Genomic DNA, 16,715 nt, shown 5'->3' on the forward strand with positions numbered 1-16,715 from the left:
CGGCATGCAGACAGTGGCGGAACTCCAGGCAGCACTGCAACAATCCCATGCCAACGAGGCCCGCTACCGGCTGCTGCTGGAACACAGCAGCGAGATCAGCTGGATGGCCGACGTGGTCAGCGGCCGGCTGACCTGGCTGAGTCCGGCGGCCGAACGCCAGTTCGGCTACACACTGGACACCGCGCAAAGCCTGGCGTCCGGCCTGCTCAGGGACTTGCCGACGCGGCTGGCGCGCTATGCCGAGGGCGACCTCAGCCGACGGCGCCTGCTGCGCGAGACCGAGCTGCCGCACAGCGACGGCCGCATGGTGCCGGTCGAAATCGAATCCACCCTGATCCTCGACGCCGGCGGCGTGCCGGTCACGGTGCTCGGCTTCGTGCGCGACCTGAGCGCCCGGCGCGAGCTGGCGGCGCAGCAGAAAAAGTTCGCGTCCATGCTGTCGCACGAATTCCGCACCCCGCTGTCGACCATCGACGGCGCCGTGCAGCGGCTGGAAATGACCGGCGCCCACCACGACGAAGGCACGCGCAAGCGCTACCGCAAGATCCAGACCGCGGTCGACCGCATGCTGGCCATGCTGGACGAGTACCTGTCGCCGGAGCGCATGGCCAGCATCGGCCGCGAGCGCCAGCCCAACGAAATCAACCCCGCCCACCTGCTGCAGAGCGCCGCCGAGCAGGCGCAGCGGCGGCGCAAATCCGTCACCGCCCACACCCAGGGCTTGCCGCAATGGCTGCGCTGCGATCCGGCCGGCATGCGTTTATGCCTTGAAATTTTGCTCGACAATGCAATAAAGTACACACAAGATAATATTCCGATAGAATTGATAGGAAGAATTGCAACGGAAGGTGGCGTCGAGTTGTTGGTGCGCGATCACGGCGCCGGGATCGCGGAGGCGGAATTGCCGCACATCTTCGACAAGGCCTACCGGGGCAGTAATGCGGCTGGCGTGCCCGGTTCGGGCCTGGGCTTATATATGGCGCGTTCGATTGTGGACGTGCACGGCGGAACGGTTACTGCTCGAAATGTTTCTGAAAGCGGCACGGAATTTCGGATTTGGCTGCCGGTGGCGGCCAATGCCGGTAAAAACCTTGCGCGAGAGGATGGCAGCAGTGATAATTCCTCGGACGCAAGCTCATAGCAGGGCGGGCCTGAGCACGCTTGCGCACTAACCGATGGAATGGCGCATCAATGACGCAAATACTCATCGTGGAAGACAATCTGGACTACGCCGAGGAAATGGCCGAGTTCCTGACTGAGCTTGAGCACGAGGTGCATATCACCAACAACGCCAGCGACATGTGGTCGGCCCTGAGCCAAGGCAACGTCGGCGTGGTCGTACTGGACCTGGGCCTGCCGGACGAGGATGGCTTCAATGTCATCCCGCGCATGCGCCAGCTGTACCCGCAGATTGGACTATTGGTACTCACTGGCCGCGTCGCGTTCGACAACCGCATCCTTGGCTTGCGCCTGGGGGCGGATCACTACCTGACCAAGCCTATCAAATTTCCGGAACTGGCGGCGCACATCGAGGCGCTGGACCGCCGCGTCGGTCCGCAGGAAACGATCCCGGCGCCGAGCAAGTGGACCTTGCGCGTCAGCGCGCGCCAGCTGGAGTTGCAGGGCATGGCCATCACGCTGACCGAAAAGGAATGCAACTTTCTGCATCTGCTGACGATCAACACCCGGCCGGTGCCGCGCCAGGTGATCGTGGCCGGCATCGGCGGCGACGATCCGGACGCCGGACGCCGCGTGGACATGCTGGTCTACCGCCTGCGCAAAAAGGCGCGCACCGGCCTGGGCCAGGATCTGCCGCTGCGCAGCGCTTATGGCGAGGGCTACAGCCTGTCCGCCAGCTTCAACCTGTCTTGAAGGGACAGAGTCAGGCGCAATTTTTATTTCCCGAAATTAATTAGGGACATAGTCATGCGGCGAGGGGTAGAATCGGTGCTTCTCCGATCTACCCTTTGTTATTGTATGGCACGCTTGCCCCGATTAATCGTTCCCCACCAGCCGCACCATGTCATCCAGACCGGCGCCAACAACCAGGACGTCTTCCTGGACGCCAACGACTACCAATCCTTCCTCGGCTGGCTGCGCGCTGCCGCCAAAACCTACAAAGTGGCGGTGCATGCCTACGTGCTGATGCCGAATCACCTGCATCTGCTGGTCACCCCGTCTGACGACAACGGCCTGGCGCAGATGATGCAGCTGATCGGGCGCTACTACGTCCCCTATTTCAATCAGAAATACAGCCGCAGCGGCACCCTGTGGAACGGCCGCTACAAAACCTCCCTGATCGATGCTGACGAATACTTCATGTTGTGCAGCCGCTACATCGAATCCAACCCCGTGCGGGCCGGATTGGTGAGCAGGATGGAAGATTACCCTTGGTCCAGCTACTGCCATCATGCCGGCATCCGGCCGGATGGCCTGGTGATCGACCACGCCAAGTTCTGGGAACTTGGCAACACCCCTTTCCAGCGCGAGGCAGCCTACGTAGCCCTGGCCCAGCCGCTGAGCCAGGATGAAATCACCGTCATCAGCAAAGCGCTGCTGAAAGGCTGGCCACTGGGTTCCGAACAATTCCAGACCGCTTTGCAGCACAAAGTCAAACGTCAAGTCTTGCCCGCCAAGCGCGGCCGCCCCTTCAAAACCAAGCCAGCTTAACAGTCGGGGTCAGAGCCGACATTCGGACAGGAGCTCAGCCGTAACGGCCTCACGGCAGGGTTCGTGTCCGAATGTCGGCTCTGAGCACGACTCTGTCCCTATTTAAAAAAATCAGCGACTTTGGGGGAATTAATTCGACTCCGACCCTAATTGTTATTGTTGAAGTTTACGCTGCATTGCACTAACCTTGGTTCTCAGCCAATAAGTTCTGGAGTTCACCGCCATGAAAGCGCAAGGTCTTTACGATCCGTCCAATGAACACGACGCCTGTGGTGTCGGTTTCGTCGCCCATATCAAGGGCAACAAGAGTCACTCGATTGTGGAACAGGGTCTGCTGATCTTGAAGAATCTGGACCACCGCGGCGCGGTAGGCGCGGACCCGCTGATGGGCGACGGCGCCGGTATCCTGATCCAGATCCCGGACCAGTATTACCGCGATGAGATGGCCAAGCAGGGCGTGGAACTGCCGCCGCCAGGCGAATACGGCGTCGGTATGGTGTTCTTGCCGAAGGAAAACGCTTCGCGCATCGCCTGTGAACAGGAAATCGAGCGCGCCGTGCGCGCCGAAGGCCAGGTGGTGCTGGGCTGGCGTAACGTGCCGGTCGATTGCGAGATGCCGATGTCGCCGACCGTGCGCGCCAAGGAGCCGGTGATCCGCCAGATCTTCATCGGCCGCGGCGCCGATATCATGGTGACCGATGCGCTGGAACGTAAGCTGTATGTGATCCGCAAGTCGTCCGGCCACGCCATCCAGGCGCTGAAGCTGATCCACGGTAAAGAATTCTTCGTGGCCTCGATGTCGGCCCGTACCATCGTCTACAAGGGTCTGCTGCTGGCCGACCAGGTCGGCGTCTACTATAAAGACCTGCAGGATGCGCGCTGCATTTCGGCGCTGGCGCTGGTGCACCAGCGTTTCTCGACCAACACCTTCCCTGAGTGGCCGCTGGCCCACCCTTACCGCCTGATCGCCCACAACGGCGAGATCAACACGGTCAAGGGCAATTTCAACTGGATGCGCGCGCGCGAAGGGGTGATGAAGTCGGCCGTGCTGGGCGAAGACCTCGGCAAGCTGTTCCCGCTGATTTATGAAGGTCAGTCGGATACCGCCTGCTTCGACAACGCGCTGGAACTGCTGCTGATGGCAGGCTATCCGCTGGCCCAGGCGATGATGATGATGATCCCGGAAGCCTGGGAAAATCACGGCACGATGGACGACAATCGCCGCGCGTTCTACGAATATCACGCCGCCATGATGGAACCGTGGGACGGCCCGGCGGCCATGGCCTTCACCGACGGCCGCTACATCGGCGGCACGCTGGACCGCAACGGTCTGCGTCCGGCCCGCTACATCGTCACCGACGACGATCTGGTGGTGATGGCCTCGGAATCGGGCGTGCTGCCGATCCCGGAATCGAAAATCATCCAGAAGTGGCGTCTGCAGCCAGGCAAGATGTTCCTGATCGACCTGGAAGCCGGCCGCATCGTCGATGACAAGGAACTGAAGGACACCTACGCCAACGCCAAGCCATACAAGGCGTGGATCAACGCGGTGCGCATCAAGCTGAACGAAATCAAGCTGAGCGAAAGCCAGCTGGCGCACAACCGCGCCAAGGACAAGCCGGCCCAGGGCGAGAAGGCCGTGCCCTCGCTGCTGGACCGTCAGCAAGCCTTCGGCTACACCCAGGAAGACCTGAAGTTCCTGATGGCGCCAATGGCCGCCGCCGGCGAGGAAGCCACCGGCTCGATGGGCAATGACTCGCCGCTGGCCGTCATGTCCAACAAGCTGAAGCCGCTGTACAACTATTTCAAGCAGCTGTTCGCCCAGGTGACCAACCCGCCGATCGATCCGATCCGCGAGGCGATGGTGATGTCGCTGGTGTCGTTCATCGGCCCGAAGCCGAACCTGCTGGATACCAACAACGTCAACCCGCCGATGCGCCTGGAAGTGTCGCAGCCGGTGCTGGGCTTCGACGACATGGAGCGTCTGCGCAACATCAGCCTGCATACCGGCGGCAAGTTCAAGTCGTACGAGCTGGGTATCTGCTATCCGCTGGCCTGGGGCAAGGAAGGCGTGGAAGCCTGCCTGGCCTCGCTGTGCGCGGAAGCGGTCGATGCGGTCAAGTCCGGCCACAACATCCTGATCGTGTCCGACCGTTCGATCGGCCCGGACCGCGTGGCGATCCCGGCCCTGCTGGCGACCTCGACCATCCACCAGCATCTGGTCAGCAAGGGCCTGCGCGCCTCGACCGGCCTGGTGGTGGAAACCGGCTCGGCCCGCGAAACCCACCATTTCGCGCTGCTGGCCGGCTACGGCGCGGAAGCGATCCACCCGTACCTGGCGATGGAAACCCTGGCCGAAATGGCGCAGGGCATGCCGGGCGACATGTCGGCGGAAAAGGCCATCTACAACTTCACCAAGGCGGTCGGCAAGGGCCTGATGAAGGTGATGTCCAAGATGGGTATCTCGACCTATATGTCGTACTGCGGCGCGCAGATCTTCGAGGCGGTCGGCCTGAACAAGTCGCTGGTGGACAAGTATTTCAAGGGCACCTCGTCGAAAGTGGAGGGCATCGGCCTGTTCGAAGTGGCCGAAGAGGGCCTGCGCCTGCATAATCTGGCCTTCGGCAACGATCCGGTGCTGGCCAACCACCTGGACGCGGGCGGCGAGTATGCCTTCCGTATCCGCGGCGAAGACCACCTGTGGACCCCGGACGCGATCGCCAAGCTGCAGCATTCGACCCGCGCCAACAATTACTCCAGCTATAAGGAGTACGCGCAGATCATCAACGATCAGAGCAAGCGCCACCTGACCCTGCGCGGCCTGTTCGAGTTCAAGATCGATCCGAGCAAGGCGATTCCGCTGGATGAAGTGGAACCGGCCAAGGAAATCGTCAAGCGTTTCGCCACCGGCGCGATGTCGATGGGCTCGATCTCGACCGAGGCGCACGCGACCCTGGCGGTGGCCATGAACCGCATCGGCGGCAAGTCCAACACCGGCGAAGGCGGCGAGGATCCATCGCGCTACACCATGGAGTTGAAGGGCATCAAGATCAAGCAGGGCGAGACCATGGGTTCCGTCATGGGCAAGGACCAGATGGTGGTCGATATCCCGCTGCAGGAGGGCGACTCGCTGCGTTCGCGCATCAAGCAGGTGGCGTCGGGCCGTTTCGGCGTGACCGCGGCTTACCTGAACTCGGCCGACCAGATCCAGATCAAGATGGCGCAGGGCGCCAAGCCGGGCGAAGGCGGCCAGCTGCCGGGCCACAAGGTGTCGGAATACATCGCCACGTTGCGCTTCTCGGTGCCGGGCGTGGGCCTGATCTCGCCGCCGCCGCACCACGATATCTATTCGATCGAAGACCTGGCGCAGCTGATCCACGATCTGAAGAACGCCAATCCGCGCGCGTCGATCTCGGTCAAGCTGGTGTCGGAAGTGGGTATCGGCACCGTGGCCGCCGGCGTCACCAAGGCCAAGGCCGACCACGTGGTGGTGGCCGGCCATGACGGCGGCACCGGCGCCTCGCCGCTGTCCTCGGTCAAGCACGCCGGCACGCCGTGGGAACTGGGTCTGGCGGAAACGCAGCAGACCTTGGTGCTGAACGGCCTGCGCAGCCGCATCCGCGTCCAGGCCGACGGCCAGATGCGTACCGGCCGCGACGTGGTGATCGCCGCCCTGCTGGGCGCCGACGAGATCGGCTTCGCCACCGCGCCGCTGGTGGTGGAAGGCTGCATCATGATGCGCAAGTGCCACCTGAACACCTGCCCGGTCGGCGTCGCGACGCAAGATCCGGTGCTGCGTGCCAAGTTCTCGGGCAAGCCTGAATATGTGGTCAATTACTTCTTCTTCGTCGCCGAGGAAGCGCGCCAGATCATGGCGCAGCTGGGTATCCGCACCTACGACGAGCTGATCGGCCGCGTCGACCTGCTGGACAAGTCGAAGGCGATCACCCACTGGAAAGCCCAGGGTCTGGACTTCAGCAACATCTTCTACCAGCCGGAGGTGCCGGCCGGCGACGCGGTGTATCACACCATGGAGCAGGATCACGGTCTGGACAAGGCGCTCGATCACAAGCTGATCGCACAGGCCAAGGCGGCGCTGGAAAAAGGCGAGCGCGTGTCGTTCATCTCGCCGGTGAAGAACCTGAACCGCACCGTCGGCACCATGCTGTCGGGCGAGGTGGCCAAGCGCTACGGCCACGCCGGTCTGCCGGACGATACCATCCACATCCAGCTGCAGGGCACCGCCGGCCAGTCGGCCTGCGCTTTCCTGGCGCACGGCATCACCATCGACCTGGTCGGCGAGGGTAACGACTATGTCGGCAAGGGCTTGTCCGGCGGCCGCATCATCGTGCGTCCGAACACCGAGTTCCGCGGCTGGGCGGTGAACAACATCATCATCGGCAACACCGTGCTGTACGGCGCGATTGCCGGTGAAGCGTTCTTCAACGGCGTCGCCGGCGAGCGTTTCGCGGTGCGCAACTCGGGCGCCACCGCCATCGTCGAAGGTACCGGCGACCACGGTTGCGAGTACATGACCGGCGGCACCGTGGTGGTGCTGGGCCATACCGGCCGTAACTTCGCGGCCGGCATGTCGGGCGGCATCGCCTACGTCTACGATCCGGACGGCGATTTCGAATCGCGCTGCAATACGTCCATGGTGACGCTGGAGCCGGTGCTGACCGCCAAGGAGCAGGCGGCGCAGAGCGACACCTGGCACATCCAGCACAAGGACCATGGCCGCGAGGCGGACGAGGTGATCCTCAAGCGTCTGATCGAGCGCCACTTCAAGCACACCGGCAGCACCCGTGCGCGCCTGTTGCTGGACAGCTGGGCCGAGGCGCGCGGCAAGTTCGTGAAAGTCTTCCCGAGCGAGTACAAGCGCGCACTGGCCGAAATGGCCGAAGACGTGGCGAACGAAGCCGCATCCGCTCAACCGATCGCTGCCTGATGGCCGCCGTACAGAATTAAAGGAACTATTGTGGGTAAAATCACCGGCTTCATGGAATTCCAGCGTCAGGAAGAAAGCTATCTGCCGCCAGCGACGCGTCTGAAAAACTATGCGGAATTCGTCATTCCGCTGACCAACGAGCAAGCCAAGATCCAGGGCGCGCGCTGCATGGATTGCGGCATCCCGTTCTGCAACAACGGCTGCCCGGTCAACAACATCATCCCGGACTGGAACGACCTGGTGTATCGCGGCAACTATCGCGAGGCGCTGGACACCCTGCACTCGACCAACAACTTCCCGGAATTCACCGGCCGCATCTGCCCGGCGCCGTGCGAAGCCGCCTGTACCCTGGGCATCAGCGAAGATCCGGTCGGCATCAAGTCGATCGAACACAAGATCATCGATGAAGGCTGGGAACACGGCTGGGTGGTGCCGCAGCCGGCGGCCAAACAGACCGGCAAGAAGGTCGCCGTGGTCGGTTCCGGCCCCGCCGGCCTGGCCGCGGCCCAGCAGCTGGCACGCGCCGGCCATGCCGTGACGGTGTTCGAGAAAGCCGACCGCGTCGGCGGCCTGCTGCGTTACGGCATCCCTGACTTCAAGATGGAAAAGTCGCACATCGACCGCCGCGTCAAGCAGATGGAGGCGGAAGGCGTGGTGTTCCGCACCTCGGTTTTGATCGGCAAGGACTTCCCGGCCAACGTCAACAACTGGGCCAAGGAAACCATCTTCCCCGAAGACTTGCAGAAGGACTTCGACGCGGTGGTGCTGGCCGGAGGCGCGGAAGCCCCGCGCGATCTGCCGGTGCCGGGCCGCGAGCTGAAGGGCGTGCACTTCGCCATGGACTTCCTGCCGCAGCAAAACAAGGTCAACGCCGGCGACAAGCTGAAGGACCAGATCAAGGCCGCCGGCAAGAACGTGATCGTGATCGGCGGCGGCGACACCGGTTCCGACTGCGTGGGCACCTCCAACCGTCAGGGTGCCGCCTCGGTGACCCAGTTCGAACTGATGCCGATGCCGCCCGAGCAGGAAAACAAGCCGCTGGTCTGGCCATACTGGCCGACCAAGCTGCGCACCTCGTCGTCGCACGAGGAAGGCTGCGAGCGCGACTGGGCCGTCGCCACCAAGCGCCTGGAAGGCAAGGGCGGCAAGGTCGAAAAGCTGGTCGCCTGCCGCGTCGAGTGGAAGGACGGCAAGATGAGCGAAGTGCCGAACTCGGAATTCGAAATGAAGGCCGACCTGGTATTCCTGGCCATGGGCTTCGTCGCGCCGGTGGCCAACATCCTGGATGCCTTCGGTGTCGACAAGGATGCACGCGGCAACGCCAAGGCCAGCACCGACGGCGAAGGCTGCTACAAGACTTCCGTCCCCAACGTCTTTGCCGCCGGCGACATGCGCCGCGGCCAGTCGCTGGTGGTCTGGGCGATCCGCGAAGGCCGCCAGTGCGCGCGCGCGGTCGATGAGTTCCTGATGGGTAGTTCCGAACTGCCGCGCTAATTACTGGCACGGCATTCAGGTCCAACCTGACTCCGCCGGGCGCAGATGGGCGATCCCCACCTGCCCCGGTTTTTTTTATTCCAGAGCATGTTGCGATGCAACAATGTAACATTTCGTTCCCGGTGTAAATTGCTGACTCGGGGTTCAGTAGTGTTGTATTATCTACTACGTTATCGTGCCTGCCAGTGTGCCTTCTGCAGAGATTGACCTTTCTGCACTACAATACGGCATTAAAAAATAATGAGCTCAGTCGTGCCTAATCTCGTCGAAATCCGCGATCTACACTTCACATATGGCAAGCGGGCTATCCTGACCGGCCTGAATATGGACTTTCCGAAAGGAAAGGTGGTGGCCATCATGGGTGGTTCGGGCAGCGGCAAGACCACGGTATTGCGCCTGATCGGCGGCCAGCTGCGTCCGCAGAAGGGCCACGTCAAGGTGCAGGGCCAGGTGGTCCACAAGCTGAATACCGCCGGCCTGTACCTGCTGCGCCGCAAGATGGGCATGCTGTTCCAGCATGGCGCGCTGTTCACCGATCTGACGGTGTTCGAGAATGTCGCCTTCCCGCTGCGCGAGCATACCGATCTGACGGAAGAACTGATCCGCAACCTGGTGCTGATGAAGCTGCAGGCGGTGGGCCTGCGCAACGCCGCCAGGCTGAAGCCGGCCGAAATCTCGGGCGGCATGGCGCGCCGCGTGGCGCTGGCGCGTTCGATCGCGCTGGACCCGGAACTGATCATGTACGACGAGCCGTTCGCCGGCCTCGACCCGATCTCGATGGGCGTCACCGCCAACCTGATCCGTAACCTCAACACGGCGCTGGGTTCGACCACCATCCTGGTGTCGCACGACGTCAAGGAAAGCTTCGCCATCGCCGACTATGTTTATTTCCTGTCGCAGGGCAAAATCGTCGCGCACGGCACGCCGGCCGAGATGATGGTGTCCACCGACCCGTATGTGAAGCAGTTCGTCAACGCGGAAGCGGACGGCCCGGTGCCGTTCCACTATCCAGGCAAGTCCCTGGCCGACGATCTGGGCCTGGGAGTACAAGTATGACTGTCAAGAACTGGTTGTCGCGGCTGGGCGCAGGCCTGCGCGATTATGTGGAAAGCACCGGCTACGGCGCGCGCACCTTCGCCACCATGCTGGGGCTGTCGCCGGGCCTGCTGAAGCGGCCGCGCCTGCTGGTCGAGCAGCTGCATTTCATCGGCAATTACTCGATGCTGATCATCACCCTGTCCGGCCTGTTCGTCGGTATGGTGCTGGGCCTGCAGGGTTATTACACGCTCAACAAATACGGCGCCGAGCAGTCGCTGGGTCTGCTGGTGGCCCTGGGCCTGACGCGCGAACTGGGACCGGTGATCACCGCCCTGCTGTTCGCCGGTCGCGCCGGCACTTCGTTGACCGCGGAAATCGGCCTGATGAAGGCCGGCGAGCAGTTGTCGGCGATGGAAATGATGGCGGTCAACCCGATCCAGCGCGTGCTGGCGCCGCGTTTCTGGGCCGGCGTGATCGCGGTGCCGCTGCTGGCCTCGGTGTTCAGCGCCGTGGGCGTGCTGGGCGGCTGGCTGGTCGGCGTCAAGCTGATCGGTGTCGATGACGGCGCCTTCTGGTCGCAGATGCAGGCGGGTGTGGATATCTGGAAAGATATCTACAACGGCTTCGCCAAGAGCGTGGTGTTCGGCATCGCCATCACCTTCATCGCCCTGTACCAGGGCTACGAGGCGCAGCCGACGCCGGAGGACGTGGCGCGCGCCACCACGCGCACGGTCGTGATTTCATCGCTGATGATCTGGTGGCTGGACTTCATGATGACGGCGCTGATGTTCAGCAAATAAAAGATTAAGAATTGAGGAATAAGAATATGCAACGCAAATCTCTGGATGTCTGGGTCGGTCTGTTCATCGTCGTCGGCGTGGCCGCGCTGATGTTCCTGGCGCTCAAGGCCGGCAACATGGGCTCGCTGTCGTTCGCCAAGACCTACACCATCACCGCCAAGTTCGACAATATCGGCAGCCTGCGTCCGCAGGCGCCGGTGAAGGCCGCCGGCGTGGTGGTAGGCCGTGTGGGAGAGATCAAGTTTGATGACAAGAGTTATCAGGCGCTGGTAACCTTGAACATGGAAGAAGGTTACAAATTCCCAAAAGACAGCTCGGCCAAGATTCTCACCGCTGGCCTGCTGGGCGAACAATACGTCGGCATCGAAGCCGGCGGCGATACCATCAATCTGGCTGAGGGCGGCAAGATCGCCCGCACCCAATCGGCTGCCGTTCTGGAAGACCTGATCAATCAGTTTATCTACAGCAAGGCTGCAGAAGGAAAGGACAATAAATGACCCGTACCCTGAAACACCTCCGTCAAGCCGCGCTGGCGCTGGGCGTCACTGCCATGCTGGCCGGCTGCGCCGGTCCGAATCCGCGCGATCCGTACGAAAGCTACAACCGCGCCATGTTCAGTTTCAACGATACGGTCGATACCTATGCCCTGAAACCGGTGGCCACCGTCTACAAGGACGTGCTGCCGTCGTTCGTGCAGACCGGCGTGAACAACTTCTTCGGCAACCTGGCCGATGCCTGGACCGCCGTGAATAACCTGCTGCAAGGCAAGGGCGAGGAAGGCATGTCGGACGTCAGCCGCTTCGCGCTGAACTCGACGCTGGGTATCCTCGGCCTGTTCGACATCGCCTCCGAAGCCGGCCTGCAGAAGCACAAGGAAGACTTCGGCCAGACCCTGGGCGTGTGGGGCGTGGAATCCGGCCCCTACCTGGTGCTGCCGCTGCTGGGGCCGTCGACCGTGCGCGACACCGTGGCGCTGCCGGCCGACATCGTCGGCGACATCTGGCGCTACAAGGACCCGACCAATGTGCGCAACATCGGCACCGGTATCCGCGTGATCGATACCCGCGCCAATCTGCTGGACGCCTCCAGCCTGCTGGAAGACGCCGCCCTGGACCGCTACGAATTCCTGCGCGACGGCTATCTGCAGCGCCGCGAAAGCCAGATCCATCCGGACGGCGACGGCGCTGCCGCCAAGCCTAAAAAAGATGACGGCGCGGAAACTTCCGCACCGGTGTCATCCGAATCGGCCCCAAAAGAGTTAAACTCCGGCACACCGGCTGCTAAACCAGACAGCCAGTAAGATCCGAAGAACAACTCCGAGAGGCAGATACTGATGAACTTCATTAAAAAATTTATTGCTTTGGCAACTGTTTCGCTGGCTTTCACCGGCGTCGCATCGGCGCAGGAAGCGCCTGACGTGCTGGTCAAGCGCATCAGCGACGATGTGATCAATACCGCCAAGAATGACAAGGCGATCCAGGCCGGCGACACCAAGAAAGTCATGGACCTGGTGGAAAACAAGATCCTGCCGTATGTCGATTTCCAGCGCATGACTTCGCTGGCGGCCGGCCGTTTCTGGCGTGATGCCTCGTCCGATCAGCAAAAACAGCTGACCGAGCAGTTCCGTACGCTGCTGGTGTTCACCTATTCGGGCGCGCTGTCGCAGGTGAAGGACCAGACCATCGACTTCAAGCCGCTGCGCGCCGATCCGAGCGATACCGAAGTGGAAGTGCGTTCGATGGTCAACATGCCGCGCGGCGAGCCGGTGCCGCTGAACTACCGCGTCGAAAAGACCGCGCAGGGCTGGAAGATCTACGACATTAACGTGCTGGGCGCGTGGCTGGTCGAGACCTACAAGGGCACCTTTGCGTCGGAAATCTCGAAGGGCGGCATGGACGGTCTGATCAAGGCCCTGGCTGAGAAAAACAAAAAACTGGCCAGCAAACCGCTGAACACCAATCCGAAGAAGTAAAATAGCGCCATGAACGCCGTTACCGAACCCATCGACAACCTGCAGTCGCTCACGTCCCTGACCGTGCTCAACGCCTCCGCGGCGCTGGAGCGCGGTTATGCCGCCCTCAAGGCCGGCCAGACCGTGTTCGACCTGCGCCATGTGTTGACGGTGGATTCGGTGGCGGTGTCGGTGATGCTGTCGTGGCAGCGCGCCGCGCAGGAAGCCGGCGTCAAGCTGGAACTGAAAAACCTGCCGCCGGCGCTGCAGAGCCTGACCCGTCTGTACGGCGTGTGCTCGCTGCTGTTCCCCACCGACGTCAAGCTGGACCAGGGTTGCGGCGCCCCCGCCGCCAACCCGGCGCACGAAGAATTCTCGCCGGTGAAAGCGCCGGAATCGGTCTTCAGCAGGAAGACCCAGGTGGAAGGCGACACGGCCTCCCACCATCATCATTGACCTCCGCCCTCTCCTCCGCCTGCAGTAAATCCCGGTCCGGCTCAGCCGGATCAAAATTCCAATATAATTGAACGTTGCCGCAGCCTCAGAGCCGTGGCGCCCCGCATCCTCCCATGCGACGGCGCAGCCGCCGCAACTTACAGATAAGTCAATAATGACAGCAATCCAAATTAGCAATGTAGAGAAGCGCTACAAATCGCTGCAGGCGCTAGGCGGCGTATCGCTCTCGATCGAAGAGGGCGAATTCTTCGGTCTGCTCGGCCCCAACGGCGCTGGCAAGACCACCCTGATTTCCATCATCGCCGGCCTGAACCGCCCGGACGCCGGCTCGGTCAAGATCCACGGCCACGACGTGGTCAGCGAATTCCGCGCCGCGCGCAAGAAGCTGGGCGTGGTGCCGCAGGAACTGGTGTTCGACCCGTTCTTCACGGTGCGCGAGACGCTGCGCCTGCAGTCGGGCTACTTCGGCCTGAAGAACAACGACGCCTGGATCGACGAGGTGATGCACAACCTCGACCTGACCAACAAGGCCGACACCAACATGCGCGCCCTGTCCGGCGGCATGAAGCGCCGCGTGCTGGTGGCGCAGGCGCTGGTGCACAAGCCGCCCGTGATCGTGCTCGACGAGCCGACCGCCGGCGTCGACGTCGAACTGCGCCAGACGCTGTGGAAATTCATCTCGCGCCTGAACCGCGAAGGCCACACCGTGGTGCTGACCACCCACTATCTGGAAGAAGCGCAGGCCATGTGCAAGCGCGTGGCCATGCTCAGGACCGGCAAGATCGTCGCGCTGGACAGCATGGCCTCGCTGCTGCGCCGCATCTCCGGTTCGCAGCTGATCGTCAACCTGACCCACGGCGATTTGCCGGACGATCTGCGCCACCTGATCACGCACCCGGAAACTTCCGAGCACGGCAAGAAGTACAGCCTGCGCATCAACGAATACGCTGAAGTCGAACAGATCCTGGCGCGCCTGCGTCTGTCGGGCGCCGTGGTCGACGAAATGCAATTGCAACAAGCGGATCTGGAAGACATCTTCATCCAGATCATGGAAAAAGGTACCGTATGAACTTCCTCTCCGCCGGCTTCCGCACCCTGGTCTACAAGGAGACCCTGCGTTTCTGGAAAGTCGCCACCCAGACCATCGGCGCGCCGATCCTGACCGCCATGCTGTATCTGCTGATCTTCGGCCACGTGCTGGAAGGCCGCGTCACCGTCTACCAGGACGTCAACTACACCTCGTTCCTGATCCCGGGCCTGGTGATGATGAGCGTGCTGCAGAATTCCTTCGCCAATTCCTCGTCCTCGCTGATCCAGTCCAAGATCACCGGCAACCTGGTGTTCGTGCTGCTGACCCCTTTGTCGCACTGGGAAATCTTCTCGGCCTACGTGATCGCCGCCATGGTGCGCGGCATCGTGGTCGGTTTCGGCGTGTTCGTGGTGACGGCGTGGTTCGCCCACCTGTCGTTCGCGGCGCCGCTGTGGATCGTCGTGTTCGCGCTGCTGGGCGCCGCCATCCTCGGCACCATGGGCCTGATCGCCGGCATCTGGGCCGAGAAATTCGACCAGCTGGCCGCGTTCCAGAACTTCCTGATCGTGCCGCTGACCTTCCTGGCCGGCGTGTTCTACTCGATCCACTCGCTGCCGCCGGTATGGCAGGCGGTATCGCATCTGAACCCGTTCTTCTACATGATCGACGGCTTCCGTTACGGCTTCTTCGGCCAGTCCGACGTCAATCCGCTGCTGAGCGTGGCCATTGTGCTGGCCTTCCTCGTCGTGCTGGCGTTCCTGGCGATTCGTCTGCTGCGCAGCGGCTATCGTTTACGTCACTAAGGTCTGCGTCATTAATTCTAAGGATTTACACCATGGTCACCACCCCTGAACTCATCTACGGCTATATCAAGGCCGGTCTCGAATGCACCCACCTCGAGGTGGAAGGCGACGGCCAGCACTTCCAGGCCGTCATCGTCTCGCCGGCGTTCGCCGGCAAGCGCCCGATCCAGCGCCACCAGCTGGTGTACGCCGCGCTGGGCGACCGTATGCGCGAAGAAATCCACGCCCTGTCGATGAAAACCCTCACCCCTGACGAATACCAAGGATAAGCATGGACAAGCTTCTGATCCAGGGCGGCAACCGCCTGAACGGCGACATCACCATCTCCGGCGCCAAGAACGCCGCCCTGCCCATCCTGTGCGCCGGTCTGCTGACTTCCAGCGACGTCGAACTGAGCAACGTGCCCAATCTGCACGACGTGAAAACCATCCTCAAGCTGTTGGGCCAGACCGGTCTGAAAGTGCTGCAGGACGGCGACAAGGTCACGCTGAACGGCAGCGCCATCGACAAGACCGAGGCGCCGTATGAGCTGGTGAAAACCATGCGCGCGTCGATCCTGGTGCTCGGCCCCCTGCTGGCGCGCTTCGGCACCGCCAAGGTTTCGCTGCCGGGCGGCTGCAATATCGGTTCGCGTCCGGTGGACCAGCACATCAAGGGTCTGCAGGCGATGGGCGCCGAGATCACCATCGAAGCCGGCTACATCTACGCCAAGTGCGCCAAGCTGAAAGGCGCGCGCATCGTCACCGACATGATCACCGTGACCGGCACCGAAAACCTGCTGATGGCCGCCACCCTGGCCGAAGGCGAGACCGTGCTGGAAAACGCCGCCTGCGAGCCGGAAGTGACCGACCTGGCCAACCTGCTGGTGGCCATGGGCGCGAAAATCACCGGCATCGGCACCAACCGCCTGGTGATCCAGGGCGTGAGCGAGCTGCATGGCGCCAAGCACGCCGTGATCTCGGACCGCATTGAAGCGGCGACCTTCCTGTGCGCGGTGGCCGCCGCCGGTGGCGACATCACCATCCGCAATACCCGCACCGACATCATGGATGCGGCGCTGGACAAGCTGCGCGAGATCGGCGTCGAGCTGACCATCGGCGACAACTGGATCCGCGCGCAGATGAACAAGCGTCCGGCGCCGGTCACCTTCCGCACCACCGAATACCCGGGCTTCCCGACCGACATGCAGGCGCAGTTCATGGCGGTGAACACCATCGCCGACGGCGCCAGCCGCGTGACGGAAACCATTTTTGAAAACCGCTTCATGCACGTCCAGGAGATGAACCGCCTGGGCGCGCAAATCGAAACCGATGGCAACACCGCCTTTATCAAAGGCGTGGAACAGCTGGTCGGTGCGCCCGTGATGGCCACCGACCTGCGTGCATCCGCTTCGCTGGTGATCGCCGGCCTGGCTGCGCGCGGTGAAACGCTGGTCGACCGCATCTATCACCTGGACCGCGGCTACGATCAGATGGAAGTCAAACTCTCCGCCGTAGGCGCCAACATCCAGCGTATCAAGTAACCA

Annotated in this window: 15 protein-coding genes; all 15 read left to right on the plus strand. The window is 62.3% G+C overall.

Annotation, left to right across the window (positions count from 1 at the left end; translation table 11 throughout):
- Positions 1-4 precede the first annotated feature (4 nt).
- The 15 genes from E4L98_RS12730 (at position 5) to murA (ending at position 16,712) form a co-directional block, all read left to right on the plus strand.
- Positions 5-1,141 (plus strand): PAS domain-containing sensor histidine kinase, encoded by a 1,137-nt coding sequence (locus E4L98_RS12730; protein WP_135201926.1) that lies wholly within the window; start codon positions 5-7, stop codon positions 1,139-1,141.
- 50 nt (positions 1,142-1,191) lie between these two features.
- Positions 1,192-1,872 (plus strand): response regulator transcription factor, encoded by a 681-nt coding sequence (locus tag E4L98_RS12735; protein ID WP_135201927.1) that lies wholly within the window; start codon positions 1,192-1,194, stop codon positions 1,870-1,872.
- A gap of 105 nt (positions 1,873-1,977) precedes the next feature.
- Positions 1,978-2,670, plus strand: a complete 693-nt coding sequence (locus tag E4L98_RS12740; RefSeq protein WP_135201928.1) for an REP-associated tyrosine transposase — start codon at positions 1,978-1,980, stop codon at positions 2,668-2,670.
- A 223-nt stretch (positions 2,671-2,893) separates the two neighbouring features.
- On the plus strand, positions 2,894-7,618 hold the full coding sequence (locus E4L98_RS12745) for a glutamate synthase-related protein (protein ID WP_135201929.1): 4,725 nt from the start codon (positions 2,894-2,896) through the stop codon (positions 7,616-7,618).
- Between the two features lie 30 nt (positions 7,619-7,648).
- Positions 7,649-9,112, plus strand: coding sequence for a glutamate synthase subunit beta (locus tag E4L98_RS12750; protein WP_135201930.1), 1,464 nt, complete (start codon positions 7,649-7,651; stop codon positions 9,110-9,112).
- 252 nt (positions 9,113-9,364) lie between these two features.
- Entirely contained in the window at positions 9,365-10,168 is an 804-nt protein-coding gene (locus E4L98_RS12755) for an ABC transporter ATP-binding protein (protein ID WP_135201931.1), read from the plus strand.
- The gene (mlaE, locus tag E4L98_RS12760) at positions 10,165-10,950 is read left to right on the plus strand and encodes a lipid asymmetry maintenance ABC transporter permease subunit MlaE (RefSeq protein WP_135201932.1); all 786 of its coding nucleotides are present in this window, start codon (positions 10,165-10,167) and stop codon (positions 10,948-10,950) included. Before E4L98_RS12755 ends, mlaE begins: the two co-directional genes overlap by 4 nt.
- Before the next feature lie 26 nt (positions 10,951-10,976).
- Positions 10,977-11,447, plus strand: coding sequence for an outer membrane lipid asymmetry maintenance protein MlaD (gene mlaD, locus E4L98_RS12765; RefSeq protein WP_135201933.1), 471 nt, complete (start codon positions 10,977-10,979; stop codon positions 11,445-11,447).
- Positions 11,444-12,250 carry an MlaA family lipoprotein gene (locus E4L98_RS12770; protein ID WP_135201934.1) on the plus strand — a complete coding sequence of 269 codons (807 nt, stop codon included), beginning with the start codon at positions 11,444-11,446 and terminating at the stop codon, positions 12,248-12,250. The genes mlaD and E4L98_RS12770 overlap by 4 nt, the downstream gene beginning before the upstream one ends.
- A 33-nt stretch (positions 12,251-12,283) precedes the next feature.
- Complete coding sequence (locus E4L98_RS12775; RefSeq protein WP_135201935.1) at positions 12,284-12,922, plus strand: MlaC/ttg2D family ABC transporter substrate-binding protein; 639 nt, start codon at positions 12,284-12,286, stop codon at positions 12,920-12,922.
- 9 nt (positions 12,923-12,931) lie between these two features.
- Positions 12,932-13,357 (plus strand): STAS domain-containing protein, encoded by a 426-nt coding sequence (locus tag E4L98_RS12780; protein ID WP_135201936.1) that lies wholly within the window; start codon positions 12,932-12,934, stop codon positions 13,355-13,357.
- 154 nt (positions 13,358-13,511) lie between these two features.
- Complete coding sequence (locus E4L98_RS12785) at positions 13,512-14,426, plus strand: ABC transporter ATP-binding protein (RefSeq protein WP_135201937.1); 915 nt, start codon at positions 13,512-13,514, stop codon at positions 14,424-14,426.
- Positions 14,423-15,190, plus strand: a complete 768-nt coding sequence (locus E4L98_RS12790) for an ABC transporter permease (protein ID WP_135201938.1) — start codon at positions 14,423-14,425, stop codon at positions 15,188-15,190. The genes E4L98_RS12785 and E4L98_RS12790 overlap by 4 nt, the downstream gene beginning before the upstream one ends.
- 32 nt (positions 15,191-15,222) lie before the next feature.
- Entirely contained in the window at positions 15,223-15,459 is a 237-nt protein-coding gene (locus E4L98_RS12795; protein ID WP_135201939.1) for a BolA family protein, read from the plus strand.
- Positions 15,460-15,461: 2 nt separating this feature from the next.
- Positions 15,462-16,712, plus strand: a complete 1,251-nt coding sequence (gene murA, locus E4L98_RS12800; RefSeq protein ID WP_135201940.1) for a UDP-N-acetylglucosamine 1-carboxyvinyltransferase — start codon at positions 15,462-15,464, stop codon at positions 16,710-16,712.
- The last annotated feature ends 3 nt before the right edge of the window (positions 16,713-16,715 follow it).

The sequence above is a fragment of the Duganella callida genome (genome assembly GCF_004614165.1).
In the GTDB taxonomy this organism is placed as follows: Bacteria; Pseudomonadota; Gammaproteobacteria; order Burkholderiales; family Burkholderiaceae_D; genus Rugamonas; species Rugamonas callida.